Source organism: Oceanobacillus oncorhynchi (genome assembly GCF_000821065.1).
GTDB classification, from domain to species: domain Bacteria; phylum Bacillota; class Bacilli; order Bacillales; family Amphibacillaceae; genus Oceanobacillus; species Oceanobacillus oncorhynchi.
In genome coordinates this window covers 4,154,785-4,173,517 of the sequence record NZ_CDGG01000001.1, presented here as the reverse complement: position 1 = coordinate 4,173,517, position 18,733 = coordinate 4,154,785, and the positions used below count along the sequence as shown (strand labels likewise).

Annotated in this window: 22 protein-coding genes; 13 read left to right on the top strand and 9 right to left on the bottom strand. The window is 39.2% G+C overall.

The genetic code is table 11. From position 1 onward, the window contains the following. Positions 1-31 precede the first annotated feature (31 nt). The gene (gene miaA, locus BN997_RS20000; RefSeq protein WP_042534899.1) at positions 32-964 is read left to right on the top strand and encodes a tRNA (adenosine(37)-N6)-dimethylallyltransferase MiaA; all 933 of its coding nucleotides are present in this window, start codon (positions 32-34) and stop codon (positions 962-964) included. Between the two features lie 44 nt (positions 965-1,008). Further along, entirely contained in the window at positions 1,009-1,233 is a 225-nt protein-coding gene (gene hfq / locus BN997_RS19995) for an RNA chaperone Hfq (protein WP_042534897.1), read from the top strand. Positions 1,234-1,427: 194 nt separating this feature from the next. On the opposite strand, the gene sigK is transcribed toward hfq, so the two are convergent. From sigK to BN997_RS19950, 9 genes are all read right to left on the bottom strand, one after another. Continuing rightward, positions 1,428-2,135: an RNA polymerase sporulation sigma factor SigK gene (sigK, locus tag BN997_RS19990; RefSeq protein ID WP_042534895.1), complete on the bottom strand. Its 708-nt coding sequence runs from the start codon at positions 2,133-2,135 to the stop codon at positions 1,428-1,430. A gap of 229 nt (positions 2,136-2,364) precedes the next feature. Beyond that, entirely contained in the window at positions 2,365-2,715 is a 351-nt protein-coding gene (gene mnhG, locus BN997_RS19985; RefSeq protein ID WP_319022568.1) for a monovalent cation/H(+) antiporter subunit G, read from the bottom strand. Beyond that, positions 2,708-2,986, bottom strand: coding sequence for a Na(+)/H(+) antiporter subunit F1 (locus BN997_RS19980; protein ID WP_042534890.1), 279 nt, complete (start codon positions 2,984-2,986; stop codon positions 2,708-2,710). The genes mnhG and BN997_RS19980 overlap by 8 nt, the downstream gene beginning before the upstream one ends. Then, positions 2,986-3,462, bottom strand: a complete 477-nt coding sequence (locus BN997_RS19975) for a Na+/H+ antiporter subunit E (RefSeq protein WP_042534888.1) — start codon at positions 3,460-3,462, stop codon at positions 2,986-2,988. The genes BN997_RS19980 and BN997_RS19975 overlap by 1 nt, the downstream gene beginning before the upstream one ends. A gap of 5 nt (positions 3,463-3,467) precedes the next feature. Then, positions 3,468-4,952 carry a Na+/H+ antiporter subunit D gene (locus BN997_RS19970; protein ID WP_042534886.1) on the bottom strand — a complete coding sequence of 495 codons (1,485 nt, stop codon included), beginning with the start codon at positions 4,950-4,952 and terminating at the stop codon, positions 3,468-3,470. Continuing rightward, complete coding sequence (locus BN997_RS19965; protein WP_042534885.1) at positions 4,945-5,283, bottom strand: Na(+)/H(+) antiporter subunit C; 339 nt, start codon at positions 5,281-5,283, stop codon at positions 4,945-4,947. The genes BN997_RS19970 and BN997_RS19965 overlap by 8 nt, the downstream gene beginning before the upstream one ends. Beyond that, positions 5,283-5,711, bottom strand: a complete 429-nt coding sequence (locus tag BN997_RS19960) for a Na(+)/H(+) antiporter subunit B (RefSeq protein ID WP_042536329.1) — start codon at positions 5,709-5,711, stop codon at positions 5,283-5,285. The genes BN997_RS19965 and BN997_RS19960 overlap by 1 nt, the downstream gene beginning before the upstream one ends. After that, complete coding sequence (locus BN997_RS19955; RefSeq protein WP_042534883.1) at positions 5,711-8,131, bottom strand: Na+/H+ antiporter subunit A; 2,421 nt, start codon at positions 8,129-8,131, stop codon at positions 5,711-5,713. The genes BN997_RS19960 and BN997_RS19955 overlap by 1 nt, the downstream gene beginning before the upstream one ends. A 420-nt stretch (positions 8,132-8,551) precedes the next feature. Then, complete coding sequence (locus BN997_RS19950; protein ID WP_042534881.1) at positions 8,552-8,692, bottom strand: sporulation histidine kinase inhibitor Sda; 141 nt, start codon at positions 8,690-8,692, stop codon at positions 8,552-8,554. A gap of 1,178 nt (positions 8,693-9,870) precedes the next feature. Between BN997_RS19950 and BN997_RS19945 the strand changes: the two genes are divergently transcribed. The 11 genes from BN997_RS19945 (at position 9,871) to BN997_RS19895 (ending at position 18,661) form a co-directional block, all read left to right on the top strand. Next, positions 9,871-10,386 carry a YqeG family HAD IIIA-type phosphatase gene (locus BN997_RS19945; protein WP_042534879.1) on the top strand — a complete coding sequence of 172 codons (516 nt, stop codon included), beginning with the start codon at positions 9,871-9,873 and terminating at the stop codon, positions 10,384-10,386. 2 nt (positions 10,387-10,388) lie between these two features. Further along, positions 10,389-11,501 carry a ribosome biogenesis GTPase YqeH gene (gene yqeH / locus BN997_RS19940; RefSeq protein ID WP_042534877.1) on the top strand — a complete coding sequence of 371 codons (1,113 nt, stop codon included), beginning with the start codon at positions 10,389-10,391 and terminating at the stop codon, positions 11,499-11,501. A gap of 83 nt (positions 11,502-11,584) precedes the next feature. Continuing rightward, positions 11,585-12,430 carry a shikimate dehydrogenase gene (gene aroE / locus BN997_RS19935; RefSeq protein ID WP_042534875.1) on the top strand — a complete coding sequence of 282 codons (846 nt, stop codon included), beginning with the start codon at positions 11,585-11,587 and terminating at the stop codon, positions 12,428-12,430. Continuing rightward, positions 12,417-12,707, top strand: coding sequence for a ribosome assembly RNA-binding protein YhbY (gene yhbY, locus BN997_RS19930; protein WP_042534873.1), 291 nt, complete (start codon positions 12,417-12,419; stop codon positions 12,705-12,707). The genes aroE and yhbY overlap by 14 nt, the downstream gene beginning before the upstream one ends. Positions 12,708-12,808: 101 nt before the next feature. Next, the gene (locus tag BN997_RS19925; RefSeq protein WP_042534870.1) at positions 12,809-13,378 is read left to right on the top strand and encodes a nicotinate-nucleotide adenylyltransferase; all 570 of its coding nucleotides are present in this window, start codon (positions 12,809-12,811) and stop codon (positions 13,376-13,378) included. Continuing rightward, positions 13,365-13,946, top strand: a complete 582-nt coding sequence (gene yqeK, locus BN997_RS19920; RefSeq protein WP_042534868.1) for a bis(5'-nucleosyl)-tetraphosphatase (symmetrical) YqeK — start codon at positions 13,365-13,367, stop codon at positions 13,944-13,946. Before BN997_RS19925 ends, yqeK begins: the two co-directional genes overlap by 14 nt. Continuing rightward, positions 13,943-14,299 (top strand): ribosome silencing factor, encoded by a 357-nt coding sequence (gene rsfS / locus BN997_RS19915; RefSeq protein WP_042534866.1) that lies wholly within the window; start codon positions 13,943-13,945, stop codon positions 14,297-14,299. The genes yqeK and rsfS overlap by 4 nt, the downstream gene beginning before the upstream one ends. A 5-nt stretch (positions 14,300-14,304) precedes the next feature. Next, positions 14,305-15,051: a class I SAM-dependent DNA methyltransferase gene (locus BN997_RS19910; protein ID WP_042534864.1), complete on the top strand. Its 747-nt coding sequence runs from the start codon at positions 14,305-14,307 to the stop codon at positions 15,049-15,051. Between the two features lie 109 nt (positions 15,052-15,160). After that, positions 15,161-15,769, top strand: coding sequence for a helix-hairpin-helix domain-containing protein (locus BN997_RS19905; RefSeq protein ID WP_042534862.1), 609 nt, complete (start codon positions 15,161-15,163; stop codon positions 15,767-15,769). Between the two features lie 25 nt (positions 15,770-15,794). Further along, the gene (locus BN997_RS19900; protein ID WP_042534861.1) at positions 15,795-16,373 is read left to right on the top strand and encodes a ComE operon protein 2; all 579 of its coding nucleotides are present in this window, start codon (positions 15,795-15,797) and stop codon (positions 16,371-16,373) included. Beyond that, positions 16,370-18,661 carry a DNA internalization-related competence protein ComEC/Rec2 gene (locus BN997_RS19895; protein WP_042534860.1) on the top strand — a complete coding sequence of 764 codons (2,292 nt, stop codon included), beginning with the start codon at positions 16,370-16,372 and terminating at the stop codon, positions 18,659-18,661. Before BN997_RS19900 ends, BN997_RS19895 begins: the two co-directional genes overlap by 4 nt. Positions 18,662-18,733: the final 72 nt, after the last annotated feature.

The following is an 18,733-nucleotide window of genomic DNA, read 5'->3' as shown; positions in this document are numbered from 1 at the left end:
CAAAAAAATAATGAAGTTGAGGAATAAATAAATGAAGAAAAAAGTAGTTTCTATCGTAGGACCAACAGCAGTCGGAAAGACAGCATTAGGAATTGCTGCTGCAAAAAAGTTCCGGGGGGAAATTATCAGCGGAGATTCCACACAGGTATATAAGGGGATGGATATCGGTACAGCTAAGGTAACACCGGAGGAAACGGAAGGCATCCCTCATCATATGATTGATATTATTAAGCCGGAACAGCCATTTTCTGTTGCCGATTTTCAGGAGCACGTGAAATATCATATTGAAGCAATCCACGAACGGGGCAACCTTCCAATCATTGTTGGCGGGAGCGGCCTGTATATTCAATCTGTACTGTTTGATTACCATTTTTCCGACCAGCGCCGCGACGAGAAGTTAACGAAAAAGCTATTTCAGCAGATCGAAGCAGAAGGTCCGGATAGCCTGTATGAGCGTCTGAAGCAGGTTGACCCGGAGCAGGCCAAAAAAGTTCATCCGAATAATCACAGGCGTCTTGTCCGCGCCTTAGAGGTCTATGAGCTGACCGGACTGACAATGTCGGAGTATCAGAAAGAGCAGCAGCCAGAATCCCCTTATGATCCATATATTATCGGATTAGATATGGACCGGGCTATATTATATGAACGGATTAACCGCCGCGTGGATAATATGATAGAAGCTGGATTAATGGAGGAAGTCAAGTTTCTTATTGCAAATGGCTATAAAAACTGCCAGTCGATGCACGCGATCGGCTATAAGGAGATAGCAGCTTATCTAGACAACCGCTTATCACAAGCAGAAGCTGTCAACGCGATTAAACAAAACTCACGCAAATATGCGAAAAGACAGCTTACATGGTTCCGGAATAAGCTGGATGTAAATTGGTATCAGCTCACGGAGAAGGAAGCTGCACAACAAATGAAATTAATTTTAAATGATTTAGCAGGATTTTTAGAATCATAAATCGAATAAAGATGTATAGATAGAAAAGAGGAGGAACTTATTTTATGGCTCAATCCGTTAATATTCAAGATCAATATTTAAATCAATTGCGAAAAAATCATGTTTTTGTCACTGTTTTTTTAACCAATGGCTTTCAATTAAGAGGGACGGTCAAAGCGTTTGATAACTTTACGGTGCTGTTGGAAACAGACGGCAAGCAGCAGCTTATTTTTAAACACGCTATTTCTACATTCTCTCCATCGAAGAATGTGGAAATTGAAAAAGAATAGAGATGTGAGGAGAGGAGCTTGGTTGAGCTTCTCTCTTTTTGATATGGGGAACAGGTTAGGATTATACGTGATACACGAATAAGCCTCTCTTTGAACTTAATCAACAAGAGAGGCTTAAGGCTTCACTTCATTTTGTTTACTTACCAGCCAACATATTTCATTAAATATAAATTGGATTCTTTTTAATCACACAATCACAAGGAAGGATGCTCATTCCGGTAATACTCATGAAATACCTTCATCAACGCTCTTTTTTCAATCCGGGAAACATAGCTTCTGGAGATGTTTAACTTCTTTGCAATTTCACGTTGAGTCATTTCATCCTGATCATTTAATCCGTAACGATACACAATTACTTCCCGTTCGCGGCTGTCTAAAATAGAAAAATACTGTTCAATCTTTGAAATTTCCATATTTAATTGGATATACTCAATTACATTTTCATTTTCAGCTTCTAATATATCAATTAAGCTGATTTCATTTCCTTCTTTATCTTGCCCAATTGGATCATGCAGGGAGACGTCTTTTTTGACTTTCTTAAGTGCTCTTAAATGCATCAGTATTTCATTTTCCACACAGCGGGCGGCATAGGTGGCCAGTTTGGTACCTTTTCCTGTAGAAAAGCTTTCGACTCCTTTGATTAAGCCGATGGTGCCGATAGAAATTAAATCTTCCATATCCTCTCCGGTATTTTCAAATTTCTTAACCAGATGGGCTACGAGACGGAGATTATGTTCAATCAGTTTGTTTCTGGCTTCTTCATCTCCTTCCTGCATCAATTGGATGTATTTTGCTTCTTCCTTAGGGGATAGTGGCTGGGGGAAAGACTGGTTCTTGACATACGAGACGAAAAATAAAGCTTCTTTAATAAACAGTCCAAGTGCAGATAATATCATGGACAAATCCCATCACCTCCAAGAGTAAGCATCTTTCAACCTTCTAGGTAATTGCCTATAGCCTATTCTTATGTGTGGAAGAAGAAAAACGTGTCTGTCCATACAGAATGGAAAAGCTAAAAAGGAGAAAATAATTTTATTTTCCTCGCCAATTCGGGATTTTTATAAGGGAACGATCTATATAAAAAGCTCCAATTTCTCTTGATAACAGGAGAAATCGGAGCTTTTATTTCATTTAATTTGATTGGTTTTGATCTGTATCGTACATTTCTTTTAAATCATCGGTTATTGTATTTTTATCGAGTTTTACTCCATTCCGGTAAGCTGATCTTGTAACCATCAGACTGGCTACCGGAGCTGTCAGGAATAAGAACAGAATAGCTAATAATATTTTTGCGTTCATTTCGCCCTGGGTTAAAAAGTGGATAAATACAGCCAGCATAATAAAAATAACACCTAACGTCGCACTTTTACCGGAAGCATGTGCACGACTGTAGACATCCTTTAGCCGGAGTATACCGATGGCGCTCACTACGGCAAAAAATACACCAATGACAACAAAGACAGTTACAATTGTTTCAATCATCGCGGTCAATGACAACACCTCTTTCCAGGAATTTTGAAAGGGTCAAGGTCCCGACAAAACCCAAAATAGTAAGTACGAGAACAATGTCAGAGAACACGGATGTGTCTTGTAAAATCATCAGTATCCCGATAAAACCGACAAGCAGAACACCAATAGCATCCAACGCCAGAATTCTATCCTGTGTAGACGGACCAATCATAACACGGATAAACAATAAAACGAGGGCGACGGAAAGTGCACTCAATGCAACAATCAAAATTGTATCAAACATTATTTCGTCACCTCCATGATTGCTTTTTCAAAAGAGTCCTGGATATCCTTGATCATAACTTCTTTATCTGGCACATCGATTGAATGTACATAAATGGTTTTGCTGTCATCTGAGAAATCCATGGAAATCGTTCCAGGAGTCAAGGTGATCAATGCTGCCAGGATAGAGATTTCAAAGTCTGATTCTAAACGTGTTCTGACAGCAACAATTCCAGGCTGATGATCTTGCTTCGGATTAAGCACTACTTTTACAACATCAATATTTGCTTTGATTAATTCAATCATAAACAAATAAATTAATTTCATAATCGCCCAGACTTTTTTTAAATAAAAATCAAACTTTAAGAAACGTCGTATAACAATTAAAATTAAAATCCCAATGAAATAACCGCAAAGAAAACTTACGAATGTATACTCATTTTGTAAAAACATCCAGAGTATCGCGAGCAAAACGTTTATTAATATTTGAAAAGGCATAGCAACTACTCCTTCAGCACAGATTCAATATAATTTGTAGGATTCATAATATCTTCTGCAACTTCCATCGAATAGGTGAAAATTGGTTCCGCTGCAAATCCTAAAATAATGGTAAGTGCAACAAGCGGTAAGATCGGCAGTAACAGTTTTCCTACGGGAATCTTTGCTTGTGCCGCTGTATGCTTCTGCTTGCCCCAAAAAGCGTAACTGAAAATTTTCATCATAGAAAATAAGGTCAGAAGCCCAACCAGGAGCGCTACCGCAGAAATGACATACTGTTGTTCCTCAAAGCCCGCTAATATTATCGGGAACTTACTAAAGAACCCGCTTAACGGCGGAATACCTGCTAAGGAAATGGCAGTGATAAAGAACAGCCAGGCAAGCCAAGGATGGGTTCCAATCAATCCGCCCATTTTCTTTAAATCAGTTGTTCCCGTAATTTTCTGTGTTGCTCCAGCAAATAAGAAAAGTGCTGTTTTTACAATCATGTGATGCGCAATATAGTAAATGGCACCGGCAACAGCTAAAGGAGTGAAGATACCAAGACCCATCACCATATAGCCGACCTGGCTGATAATATGATAGGAGAGAATACGCTTGAAATCAAATTGCGATACAGCTCCAAGAACTCCGAATAACATGGTAAAACCGGCAACCGTAACAATTAATCCTTTGTGCGTAAAGCCTGTATCATGATTGAAAATTACAGTAAATGTACGGATAATCGCATAAATACCTACTTTGGTCAACAGACCCCCAAATAAGGCTGCTATAGCAGCAGGAGGACCGTAATAGGACTTCGGAAGCCAAAAATAAAGCGGGAATAAGGCTCCTTTAGAAGCAAAAACAATAAACAGCATAATAGCTACTATATTGAGTGCGCCAGTCTGGTCTAATTCCGAAACACGCTGGGCGATATGCGCCATATTCATTGTTCCGGTAATAGAATAAATCCATGCTATCCCTACAATAAAGAGGGCGGATGCAAAAATGTTGATAATTACATACTTAAAGGACTCTCTTAACTGATAGCCTGTCCCTCCATGAACAATCAATCCATAAGAGGCAATCAACATTACTTCAAAGAACACAAATAGATTAAATAAATCGCCTGTTAAAAAAGAACCGTTGACCCCAATCATTAAGAAAAGATAAAGCGGGTAGAAAAACTGCTTTTCACGGTCTCTGGCGATTGTCTGGAAAGCAAAGAACAGACAAACGGTACCTACTAAAGTAGATAAAAGCAGCATCAGTGTTGAAAGTAAATCTGCAACGATAACAATTCCAAAAGGTGCCTCCCAGTCGCCGACTTCCAATACAAGCGTTCCGTGCTGGTATACATAAATTGCTAAATAAACGGAAAGTGCCAGTAAAGCAAGCATTGTAATTCCGCTTATCACACGCTGTATCGTGTGTCGTTTGTATAAAAGTATAAGTATAGCGCCGATTATGAAAGGTATAATAACCGGCAGAATAATTACATTACTCATCAGCAGAACCCCTTAATTCTTCTAAATCGTCTGTTTTATGCACTTTATATGTCCGATAAGACATAACTAACAATAAAGCAGTAACAGCAAAAGCGATAACGATGGCTGTCAGTACCAGCGCCTGAGGCAGCGGATCTGTATATGCTTCTGCATCAAAACTTAAAACAGGAGCAGCGCCGCGCTGCAGACCGGACATCGTTAATAATAAAAGATGCACGGCGTGAGAAAGTAATAATGTAGCTGCAACAACGCGGAGCAGGTCTTTAGACATAAACAGATAAATCGTTACGCTAAAAACAATTCCTATGACAATTGACATTAATAGTTCCATTATTTATCATCCTCCGCAATCGTCAGAATAATTGCAAGTGCACTGGCCAGTACAACAAAGTAAACACCTAAATCAAAAGGCAGTGCGGTGGTCAATTCAACCTCTCCCAGGATTGGCAGTCTAAAATAGTCAAAGAATTGTTTTAGATAAGGAAAACCAAAAACCATAGAGACCACACCTGTTACACTGGCAAAAAGTAACCCGATGCCGATTATTTTTATATAATCTAATCGAATGACCTTCTTAATGGAATTTAAGCCAAATGAGAGGTACAAAATAAGAATGGCACTTGCAGTCATTAGACCTCCAATAAATCCTCCGCCAGGGCTGTTATGACCTGCGAGCAGTAAATAGATAGAGAAGGAGAGGACAATCAAAATAATGAGTCTGGTCAATGTCTGCAGCATCATATTATTTGGTTTTTTCATCATACGTCCTCACTTCCTTTAAAACGTAATCGTATTAAACTGACAACGGTTAATACCGCTAAAGCGACAACAAGCACTTCCAGCATGGTATCAAGACCACGGAAATCCACCAGGATAACATTTACGATGTTATATCCTCCAGCTTCTTCCTTGGCATTTTCAGTATAGTACTCGGAAATCGAAGAATAATTTGCCTCTTGTCCCAATGAAAATGCAGACAGGGAACCAAGTGTAATTATCAGCCCAAATCCAATGGAAATGATTAATTTAACAGCCTTCAATTTTGGAGGTGTTTTTACCTTCTTCAATTTCGGCAAGTGATAAAAGACAAGCATAAACAAAATAACGGATACGGTTTCGATAAGCAGCTGCGTCAATGCTAAATCCGGAGCTCGGAACAGAACAAACAATAGAGCTACGATAAAGCCGCTGACACTTGTTGCAATAATTAATGCTACCCGATTATTAATAAACGGAATAACAATAACAGACCCGATAAATACTGCAATGACAAACCATACGTAAATTGGCACCGGTGATAAATCAAGCGATTGGATCGCCGGTAAATTATAACGGTACATCGTATAGGCCATTATCAATATGATAAATGTACACATATAGATGAAGTAATCTCTTAACCTGCCTGTCATCTGGATACGTGTTAGCCATTGAGACCCTTTTACTAAGCCGTCATATCCATAATCATAGGCGTAGTTGAACAAATCACGTTCCCCGCGGTAGAATGCGGTATTTTCCCATTTTTTAAAGGTCATAAATAAGATGACACCCAATACTACCACACCGATTGTCATCCATAACTCTGGTGCTAAAAAGCCATGCCAGTGAGTGATGTGTACATCAAAAAACTCTCCTGGAGAAAGAATGCCGGGTGCGATAGCAGCCATAGCAGGCTCGATAATGGAGTACGCTAACAGATTAGGGAAAAGCCCGAATACAACAACAAGAACAGCGAGTATGATAGGGCTAATCAGCATACCGATCGGAGCCTCATGCACGTGTTGTACTTTTAGCTTACTGCTATCGAATTTACCCATAAACGTCTTTGAAAACATCAGGATACAATATAAGAAGGTAAATACGCTGGCAATCCAAGCAATAATCGGAATGATAAATCCAAATGTTTCTAAATGGAAAATACCGTATTCCGTCACATTCAGCATCCCTGTCAAAAACATCTCTTTACTTAAAAAACCATTAAATGGAGGCAATCCTGCCATCGAAGCCAGTCCAATAAGAGAAATGGTTGCTGTAATAGGCATAATGGTCATTAAACCGCCCAGTTTACGGATATCTCTTGTACCTGTCTCATGGTCAACGATTCCGGCTGCCATAAACAGACTTCCTTTAAAGGTTGCATGGTTAACCAGATGAAATACCGCTGCTAAGATGGCGGTCATGTATAACGCATTGTCCCCATCCTGAAAATAGAACGCAGCAGAGCCTGTCCCAAGTAAACTCATGATTAAACCGAGCTGACTTATGGTGGAAAAGGCCAGAATTCCTTTTAGATCCTTTTGCCGTACTGCTGAAATAGAGCCCCATGTTAAGGTAACTAATCCGGCAATGGTAATAATCCAGAACCATTCTGGTGCACCTCCGAATACCCCGGTCAATCTGGCAACAAGATAAATTCCTGCTTTTACCATAGTTGCAGAGTGAAGATAAGCACTGACGGGTGTCGGCGCTTCCATTGCATCTGGAAGCCAGATGTGGAATGGAAATTGAGCCGACTTGGTAAATGCGCCTAGTAAAACCAGAATCATTGCCGGGATAAATAATCCGCTCGCCATCACAATGTCCGCATTTGCTATCAGCTCCCTGATACTGAATGTGCCGGCAATAACGTAAAGTAAAGAAAAACCAGCGAGCATGGATAATCCGCCGAAAACGGTGATATACATTGATTTTTGAGCACCATAAATAGATTTTTCTCTCGTATACCAGTAACTGATTAATAATGAAGAAGCGATACTTGTTACTTCCCAGAAAACATAAATAACAATTAAGTTATCGGAAAGAACGACTCCTAACATAGCACCCATAAACATTAAAAGATAGACATAGAAATTGTTTAACTTTTCTTTTCGTTTCGACAAATAGTAAATAGAGTAGAGAACAACGAGTGCTCCGATTCCTGTAATCAATAATGCGAAGAGCAGACTTAGACCGTCAACATATACGTTGAAGTTTATTCCGAGGGAAGGAACCCAGTCCAAATTATTTAAAATTGCTTCGCCAGATGATGTTCTAGGTATAAAAGATAGAAAATAAATGAATAGTACCAGAGGCAGAATCAAAACAAACCAGCCAGTATGTATTCTCTTTAAATACTTATACAAGAATGGAATAAGTATGGCTGCGATAAACGGTGATAAAACAGCCCAGTGTAGTAACGTCAAAAGTAATTCCTCCTTTTACAAAAATAGCGAATTCCTTTTAACTGTAGAGCAAAATAAAATACTTTAAATATTCCTTCAGTTAAAAGTGTTCAAGTTCATTTCTAATGTTGAAAACAAAAAGCCTGCCTATTATGAATAAGAAATAGGGGTGGAAGCTTTCTTTTTACAGAGCACATAAAGGTTATTCGGTGTGATAATGAAGGGGGAATACCATGCTTTCTATTTGTTCTCCATCTCTTTACGGTTTTTTTGCACAAAGTTAGAGTGCTACATTTGATTATAACCTATTCAGAAGATGGATGCATACAAAAAGAATGTGATGATCAGGATGGAAAGCTTGTATTTTAAATAGGAAGAAACAAGGGAAAAAACGAAAAAAAACTTCAATTTTTAAATTGAAGTTTGGGAAACAAGACAAAATTATACAGATTCTTTAATTTTATGAGATAGAGATCTTTTATGGATTTCTTCCTCAAACAAAGAAAGAAAATCAGGACTTAAGTTTAATGATATTGCTTTATAATATGATTCAAGTAATAGTTCGTCCGATAATGTTTCCACAATACAACCTCCTCAAGTGTCAGCATTTCTATTAAGTTAATAATAATTTAACACGTGTATCTTGTGTTAACAAGCTATAACTTATCTACATATAGTTGTATATAAGTTGTGTATAAGAAGGTGGGTAACCCTGCTTACTGTTGTTATTAAAACATTTTTATGTTGATAAAGTTATCCACAAAATCGAAAAATATCAGAATTTGTCGAACGATTTTCTAGAGATAGATGTATTTTTAGGGATCAGGCTGCATAGTTTCCGATCAACAAAAGAAAAAATTGGAAATCGCTGTCGATTAGGCGAACATTCCTAATGGAGGCAATAATTCTTTGAAACGCTAGTCAGTTGTAGTAGGATTAGGTATAATGTGATGTAGCATGAATACTCCCGCCACTTAATTTCATCTGAAATTTGAAGTGGGGGTTTCTGGGGTATCGACTTTACAAATGACGATTAAGCCCCAGTGGAGTTGACACATTGATGTGCTGAAAACATCCAACCCCGCTATCCCATTGGACCTGCCTTTGGGATTACATTTCAGCCTGCTTGAGGTTCACACGTTTGTAGCAGTGTAACTGGCTGGGACTGCGATTACTCGTCCCATCGAAGGGCTTTTGTAAGAATCCAACTTTAAGAATGGTGAGAACTCAAAATTCTAAGTAGGAGATCCAACAGCCAGTATCGGCCCGATTCGTTCAACTAATATCCAGGGGGAAAGAACCCCCTGAATAAAGTTTCACTTTATGTGCCTTGGCTGAAATGTTTGGCTTGAACATTTTATGTGACAAAGCAACGATTCTCGCCACAACCTTTTATTGGTTTAGTTTTCAAAGAACATCTTTCAAAAATATTATACCATGCAAACTTATGTTCGCAAATGTGGAAAAAGACGATTCAGTTCCTACCTGCTTGGCTTCACTCTGTGCATTCCGACGTACAAATGTTTTCGATGGGACGAGTAATCGCAGTCCCAAATGTTTTCGATGGGACGAGTAATCGCAACCCCTGGACGTTGCGGGGTTAGCCTGGCTTGAGGTTGGGATTCCTTTCGCCTAATGATGATAGAATTTCTTTATCTTGTATATGCGGATTAAGTTAAATAACAATGTTTGTATAAGTAAAGCACTATAGTATGCAAGGAACAAATATGTTAATTTATTGGAAATCTTGAGGTGTGTATATGTTTTCTAAATTTTTGCCGGATGAGCAAATTGATCAAATTTTTGACTTGAAACCAGAGAAATTAAAAGAAAAGGGAATCAAGGGGATTATCACGGATTTGGATAATACGCTTGTTGCATGGGATGTGAAAGATGCAACCCCTGATGTGATTACATGGTTTAAAACAATGGAAGAAAATGATATAAAAGTAACCATCATATCAAATAATAATCAAGAACGTGTCACCGTTTTTTCGGAGCCGCTTGGAACTCCCTTTGTTTTTAGTGCCAGAAAACCTTTGAGCAGAGCTTTTAAGACTGTTGCAAAGCAAATGGATTTAAAAAAAGAAGAAATTTTAGTCGTCGGTGACCAGGTGATGACGGATGTCCTCGGAGGCAATATGGCCGGATTCTATACTGTACTGGTCATTCCTGTAGTGCAGACAGACGGAAAAATAACAAAGATTAACCGTTTTATGGAAAGAATTATTTTAAAAAGAATTAAGAACAAGGATAAGCGTTATAAGGAGGAATAAGGTTGGAGCAACATATTTGTCAAGGGTGCGGAAGTATTATTCAGACAGAGCATCCGAATGAAGCAGGATATGCGCCAGTCAGTGCATTAGAGAAAGACGTTATTTTATGTAAAAGATGTTTTCGTTTGAAGCATTATAATGAAATTCAGGATGTGTCGATAACGGATGAAGACTTTTTGAAAATGGTCAGTTCCATACGTGATAGAAATGGATTGATAGTGCATATCATCGATGTATTTGATGTAGATGGTACGCTATTAAGTAATTTGCCAAGAATCACGGGGGACAACCCGATTATTTTAGTTGGCAATAAGCTGGATTTATTGCCAAAATCGACAAATGAAAATAAGTTAAAACAGTGGCTGCGTCATGAAGCGAGCCAGCTGGGAATCAAAATAAAGGATGTTGTATTGATTTCTTCTGTAAAAGGAAAAGGAATAGATGAGCTGAAGGAAAAAATAGAAGCGCATCGGTCTGGCAAGGATGTATTTATTGTTGGTGTCACGAATGTCGGGAAATCAACATTTATCAACCGTTTAATTAAAGAGTCAACAGGAGAAGAAGAGGCCATTACGACGTCTTACTTCCCGGGAACTACATTAGGATTTATCGAAATACCATTAGATGAAGATTCATTTTTAGTAGATACACCGGGAATCGTTAATAAACAGCAGATGGCACATTATGTTTCTGAAAAAGAATTAAAAATGATTACACCCAAAAAAGAAATTAAGGCCAGGGTTTATCAATTGCAGGAACAGCAGACCCTATACATTGGCGGCTTAGTAAGGATGGACTTTATTAAAGGAGAGAAACAATCGTTTGTATGTTACTTCTCGAATGACTTAACGATTCACCGTACAAAACTGGAGAATTCGGATGAATTATACGAGAAGCATGCCGGGGAGCTGTTGTCTCCGCCGTATAAAGAACAGTTGGAGAACTTCCCGCCGCTTACGGCACACAGCTTTAAAATAGAAAAAGGAAAAGTAGATATTGTTTTTCCGGGATTAGGCTGGATCAGTGTGCAGGGCGAGGGGGCTACGGTAGCAGCCCACAGTCCCAAAGGGGTTTCCGTAACCACCAGAAAATCCCTTTTATCCGGCCAGCAGTAAGCAGGTAAACTTCTGAGAGAACACAAAAATAATATCGGATCCAACTATTTATCATAGAGAGAAGAGAGACAGGAGGCGTACCGTTGAGTTTAAAATTGAAATTAATCGGTTATCCCATCAAGCATTCCTTATCACCTTGGATTCAGACTTCCTTTTTAGAGCGTTCCGGTCTGGAAGGTTCTTATAGATTGCATGAAATAGCAAGTAAGGAAATTTTTGGTGAGGAAATGAAGAAGTTGAGAGAAGAAGAAGTGAATGGATTTAATATTACGGTTCCTTATAAGCAAACAATTATTCCTTATCTGGATAGAATTGATATTACTGCGGAACGCGTGGGGGCAGTCAATACCGTTTCTTTGGAAGGAAATGAATGGGTCGGGTATAATACGGACGGAATTGGCTATGTGCAGGCATTGCGCGATAAGTTTCCTGATATGGACAGGAATATAGATGTTCCTATTTTAATACTCGGTGCCGGCGGAGCTGCACGAGGTATTTTCCATGGACTGATTCAGGCAGGCTATACGAATTTGACGCTTGCCAACCGGACGAAGTCAAAATGTGAAGATATTATAAAAGGAACCAGTGCTTCTGTTATCACGCTGGCAGAGGCTGAGAAAAACATTGCAGCATATGATGTTATTATTCAAACCAGCTCTGTTGGGATGGAGGAAGCAAAGCAAATCGTAGACCTGTCTAATTTAAAAGCAGGCACGATTGTCAGTGATATTGTATATCAGCCGCTTGTGACACAGTTTTTAAAGCAGGCAGCGGAAAAAGGCGGCCGGATTCATTATGGACATACGATGCTGCTTTATCAAGCACAGAAGGCATTTGAAATCTGGACCAACAAAAATGTCGACGTCACTGGAATGGATGAAGAGATGATAACCAAGATAAAAGGGGATAAAGCAGATGTTAACCAATAAACAAAAGCAATTTTTACGAAGTGAATCGCACCATATTAAGCCTATTTTCCAGGTTGGGAAAGATGGGGTAAATGAAAATATGGTCACACAAATCAGCGAAGCATTAGAGAAGAGAGAATTGATAAAGGTCAGTATTCTTCAAAATTGTGTAGAGGATAAACATGTTGTTGCTGAACAGATTTCTGCCGGCACGGAAGCAGAAGTGGTACAAATCATCGGCAATACGATTATTTTGTATAAAGAGTCAACGGACCATAAAGAAATTAAATTACCATAAACAGAGGCTGTTCATAAAACCGCCAGCGGTCATAATGGGACGAGTAATCCAAATGACGCTTCATGTTTGAAAGCATATTAATAATTTCAGAAGGTGAGTCTTTGAAAAAGATTGGAATTTTAGGCGGAACATTTAATCCGCCGCATATAGGACATTTATGGATTGCTGAAGAAGTAAGAATCCGAAAGCAATTGGATGAGATATGGTTCATTCCGACGCGGACACCACCTCATAAAGATACCGTCGTTTTGGATGCATCCCATCGCTTGCGGATGCTTCATTTGGCAATCAAGGATAATCCTTATTTTCAAGTAAACGCGCTAGAGCTTGAAAGAGAAGGGAAATCATACACTTATGACACGATAAAGGAACTGACGGCGGACTTTCCTGAGGCTGATTTCAGCTTTATTATCGGCGGGGATATGGTAGACTATCTGCCAAAATGGAATCGGGTAGAGGAACTAGTTCATATGGTTCGTTTTATAGGTGTATCGAGACCGGGATATACATTAGATACGCCTTATCCTGTGGAACGCTTGGAGATACATCCTTTGGATATTTCCTCTACCTTTATCAGAAATCGATTAGAAAAAGGGGAGAGAGTTCGTTATTTGCTTCCTGATGGTGTGATGAATTATATTAAGGAGAATCAGATTTATGAATATAGATAACCTGAAGGCAGATTTGAAGGAAAGACTGACGAAAGGAAGATATGAGCATACGTTGAGAGTAACTGATACAGCAGCAGAGCTTGCTGTAAACTTTCATGAATCCGTAGAAAATGCTACTATCGCTGCCTTATTTCATGATTACTGTAAATGTGATTCCTTAGAGGAAATGAAGCAAACCATTAAAACGAGCAGCGAACTTCCGGATTTGCTTCTTTCATTTCATCATGAATTATGGCATGGACCAGTTGCATCGGTCCGGATAGAAGAAAATTATGCAATTACGGATCAAGAGATAAAAGATGCTATTTACTTCCATACAACGGGAAGAGCGGATATGACAAAGCTGGATAAAATTATCTTTATCGCTGACTATATTGAGCCGTTCAGAAATTTCCCCGGGGTAGAGGAAGTGAGAGAGACAGCTAAGACAGATTTAACAAAAGCATGTTACCAGGCAGCAAAGAATACGGTTCGTTTCTTGATGGAAAGGGACAACACTGTATATCCTGACAGCATTCATGCTTATAACGACTTAAATCAACACATTTTTGGAGGAATAAAAAAATGAATAATAAAGAATTAATACAAGTAGTTGCAGAAGCCTGCGATGATAAAAGAGCAGAAAATATTGTTGCCTTAGATATGAACGAAGTATCTTTAGTCGCTGATTATTTCGTGATTTGCCACGGAAGCAATGAACGGCAGGTACAAGCAATTGCCCGGGCAATCAAAGAAACTGCAGAAGAAAATGGAAAAGACATTAAAAGAATGGAAGGCTTTGAAGAAGCGCGATGGGTTCTTGTTGATGTCGGTGATATCGTTTGTCATGTTTTCCATAAGGATGAAAGATATTATTATAATTTAGAAAAATTATGGGGCGATGCGGACCGTATTGCGCTGAATATTACGCAGGAAGGGTAAGGAAAATGGTGTATCGAAAAATGGCTGCGGTCTATAATCGGCTGATGGATAATGTCCCATATGATGATTGGGTGGTTATTATTCAGCAAATGATAGCTCAGACAGAAAGACCAGTGCAGTCAATTATTGATTTAGGCTGTGGTACCGGAGTCATTACCCGGAAATTAGCTGCCGGAGGATATACAATGACGGGGGTAGACCAGTCCGGGGACATGCTGCATGAAGCGCAAAAGGATCTAGAACCTGCAGATGGTATCAGCTGGTTAGAAGCAGATATGACAAAGCTGGATGGTGTGGAGCAGCGTTATGACATGGCAATCAGCTGCTGTGATGTAATAAATTATGTAACAGACCTTCAAGCTGTAGAGCAAGCTTTTAAGAATGTTTATCAGTTGTTAGAACCAGACGGGATATTTTTCTTTGATGTCCATTCCATGCACACTGTAGAGGATATCTATATCGGCCAGACATTTTCCGATGTAATGGAGGAGGCGGCTTATATCTGGGAGTGTATCCCGGGAGAGGAAAAAGGAGAAATGTACCACCATGTTACCTTTTTCCATCAAGAAGAAGAAGACCGCTTTATTCGTTTTCAAGAAGAACATCATCAACGGACATTTCCGATAGAAGTATATAAAAATATTTTAAAAAATATCGGTTTTAAGAAAATCCATATCTATGCTGATTTTTCATTAGAAGCAGATAATTGGGATGAACAATCAGAAAGGATTTTCTTTTTGGCTGAAAAATAAGCTGCAAAAGTGTATTTTAATCTATTTTCTGAGGAAAAGGAGATTATCTTTCTTTGTCGAAATACTAAGTAAGAGGGTACTATTTTGACAAAGAAGGAGGTAATACCTTTTGTATTGGTTAAAGAAAAATAGTTATATTTTTATTGTGATTGCAGCTGTTATTATTTTTTTTATATTTATCAGCAAAGAAGAACCGTCCAGCCCGTTATCCGCCTCATTAATATCTTCAGATTTGGAAGAACCAACAGAAGCCCCGCTTACTGAGGAAACTCCGGCAGAACAACAAGCACGAACAGCAGTGGTCGATGTAAAAGGAGAAGTGATGCAGCCGGGAGTATATGAAATGGAACAAGGTGACCGGATCAGGGATATTATTGACCGAGCTGACGGGTTTACCGAAAATGCAGATATTCTACAAGTGAATTTAGCACAGGTTGTTCAGGATGAGATGGTTGTCTTGATACCTGCTGTCGGCCAAGAAGAACCTGCAGTGAATGCTCCTGCGGGGGAGCAGACAAATAACAATAAGATAAAAATAAATACGGCTTCCAGTGAGGAGCTGACCCAGCTTCCTGGTATCGGACCTGCTAAAGCGGAAGCGATTATTGCCCATCGTGATAATCATGGATTGTTTCAAACACCAGAGGATTTATTAGAGATTTCTGGTATTGGAGAAAAAACACTGGAGACGCTGATCGAGCATATCCAAGTGCCGTAGAAAATAAGGGAAAGAGGGGATCATCATGGAGAGAATTGCTTGGGATCAATATTTTATGGCGCAGAGTCATCTACTAGCTTTAAGAAGTACGTGTACCCGCTTAATGGTAGGCGCTACGATTGTCCGGGATAAACGTATTATTGCCGGAGGTTATAATGGAAGCGTTTCTGGGGATGTACATTGTATCGATGAGGGCTGCTACGTCATTGATGGACATTGTGTACGGACGGTTCACGCGGAAGCAAACGCACTGCTGCAATGTGCGAAATTCGGAGTGCCGACAGACGGCGCTGATGTATATGTTACCCATTTTCCCTGTCTGCAATGCACAAAACAGCTGATTCAAAGCGGTATTAAAAATTTATTTTATGCAGAAGATTACAAGAATCACCCTTATGCAGTCCAGTTATTTGAAGAGGCTGGCGTGCAGACACAAAAAGTACCGTTGGTTGATGCTGTAGTGGATACAAAGTTTGAAGAAAAGACTGCTTTTATACATGCGCTGATGGAAAAATTGGATGCATCCAATTTGACGCCGGATGAAACAGAGACAATAAAAGCCGATGCAGAGCGGCTGTTTTTTAATGAAGAGAGAAAGCAGTGAGGGGATATTGGCATTTTCCTGCAATTGCCGCCGTGTCAGCCATTTTATATCATTTATTGGATATGAAATGGCTGCTCCTTCTTTTTATACTCTGGCTCATTTGGCTCAAGCTTCTGAAAAAAATGAATGTCACCGTTTGGCTGGTTACAGTGTTCAGCTTTATCACCTTTCTATCTATTATTCCGATTATTCCCCAGACCGTCTATGAAGAAAGCTCGATAGATGCAGAAATTACCGGGAAAATCGAAGGAGAAGTAAAGCTTAGCTCCAAACAAATCCAATTCACCCTCCAACCTCTACAAAACTCCTCTAAACTTTTAGTTACGTATTTTCCTGAAAAGGATGAAGATTTTCGTGAAATTCCTCTTGAGCATGCTTTATTTCACGGCTCCACCTGCACCATTCAGCAAACAGTTGAAATTCCCCCTTCCAGTACAAATCCCGCACAATTTGATTTCCGTCAATTTTTACTGCAAAAACAAATTACCCATCAGGCTGTTTTAGAGGATTTTAATCAAATTAACTGTGCCGCTGAAAAAGGCATCCTTCCATTACTTTATAAGGTGAGGACAGAGCTGCTGAATGAAATGGAGGGTACTTGGAGTGATTATACTGCCCCGTGGATTAATGCTATCGTTTTTGGAGACACCTCAGCAATGGGAGAGCCTGTTACAGAGTTATTTCAGCGGTTTGGTCTCTCGCATATTATTGCTATCTCAGGCACCCATGTCACCTTGGTCATTGCTATTTTATATTTGATTTTAGTGAAAGGAAACCTGCTGACGAAAGAGAAAACACAGCTGTTTTTAATCCTGTTTCTGCCGCTTTACGCCATATTGGCTGGAGCGAATCCCCCTGTTCTCCGTGCTGCTTCAATGATGGTTGGACTCCTTCTATTTCAAAAGTTTCGATGGAAACTGCCGTATTCCGATTTGCTGTGTATTATCTTTATGGTGTTTATTCTTTGGGATCCTTATATCATTTACCATATCGGATTTCAGTTTTCCTTCGCAGCAACCTTTTCCATACTTCTGTCTCAGGAATGGATCAGCAAGTCAAAATCACCTGTTTGGAAGTTCTTTCAAGTGAGTTTTATTGCTCAAATGGCAATTCTTCCGCTCCAGATTTATTATTTCAATATCTTTCATCCGTTGTCTATTCTGATGAATCTGACAGTTATTCCTTATTTTACCTTCTTCGTCATCCCGCTTATGTACGTTTTTGCAGTTGTTCATTTTTTACCAGATAGTATGCTCGTCATATTGGATAAGCCTTTTACATTTATTCATGAAAGGGTTCTGGGAGCTATTGAATGGGTCGATAATACATTCGTTCCGCCTATGTATCTAGATCAGTTATCCATCTTCAGCGTCATGTTTTATTTTGCTTGTTTTTTCTTGTTTATGAAGTTTTTAGAGCGAAGACAGGAAAAAGCAGCTTGGATTGCAGGGGTTCTTTTAATCCTTCCAGTTTTAATGACGGCAGCCAAGCCGTATTTTCAGGAGGAAGGTATTGTGACCATGTTTGATATGGGGCAGGGGGATGCTATTTTAGTGGAAGCAGCAAGAAGAGAAGCAGTTGTTATGATCGATGCTGGCTCTGCTTTTCATTTTGAAGATATGGAACCGACCAGAGGAGTGTATAAAAATATTATTCGTGCTTATTTTCATCAGCGGGGGATTAAAGAACTGGATGCGATTATTGTTACACATGACGATGTCGATCACTTTGGGAGTGTCCGTTTTATTTTAGAAGAGGTAAACGTAAAGGAATTAATGGTAAGCGCCTATTTTGATCCAGTGCTATTAGAAGAGTTCCAAGCAATTCAGCCATCATTAAATATAACGCAGATTGGATCAGGGGATGTACTGAACTTTCATGATGCTATTTCCTTTCAGGTATTGGCGCCGGATATAGATACGGGAAATTCAAATAACAATTCGATTGTTCTATATACAAATTTTGGCTTGAAATGGCTGTTTACTGGAGACATCAGCAAGAAGATTGAAGAAAAAATAATACATGATTATCCTGCACTGCAAGTCGATATTTTAAAGGTGGCACACCATGGCAGTAAAACATCTACAGGAGAAGCATTTATAGAAGCGGTTCAGCCGCGTTTCGCTTTAATTTCAGCCGGGAGAAATAACCGTTATAATCATCCAAATGAAGAAGTATTGGACATATTAGAAAATAATGGAATTCAAGCGTACCGCACGGATGAGGATGGGGCGATTCAATTTTATTACACGGCGGAAGGAGGAACCTTTTCAACCTTTTTACCATAAAATAAAAATAAAAGAATAAACCTTACCGGACAACAAAAAAAGAAGAGATAGCATCCCTTCTTTTTGACCCTC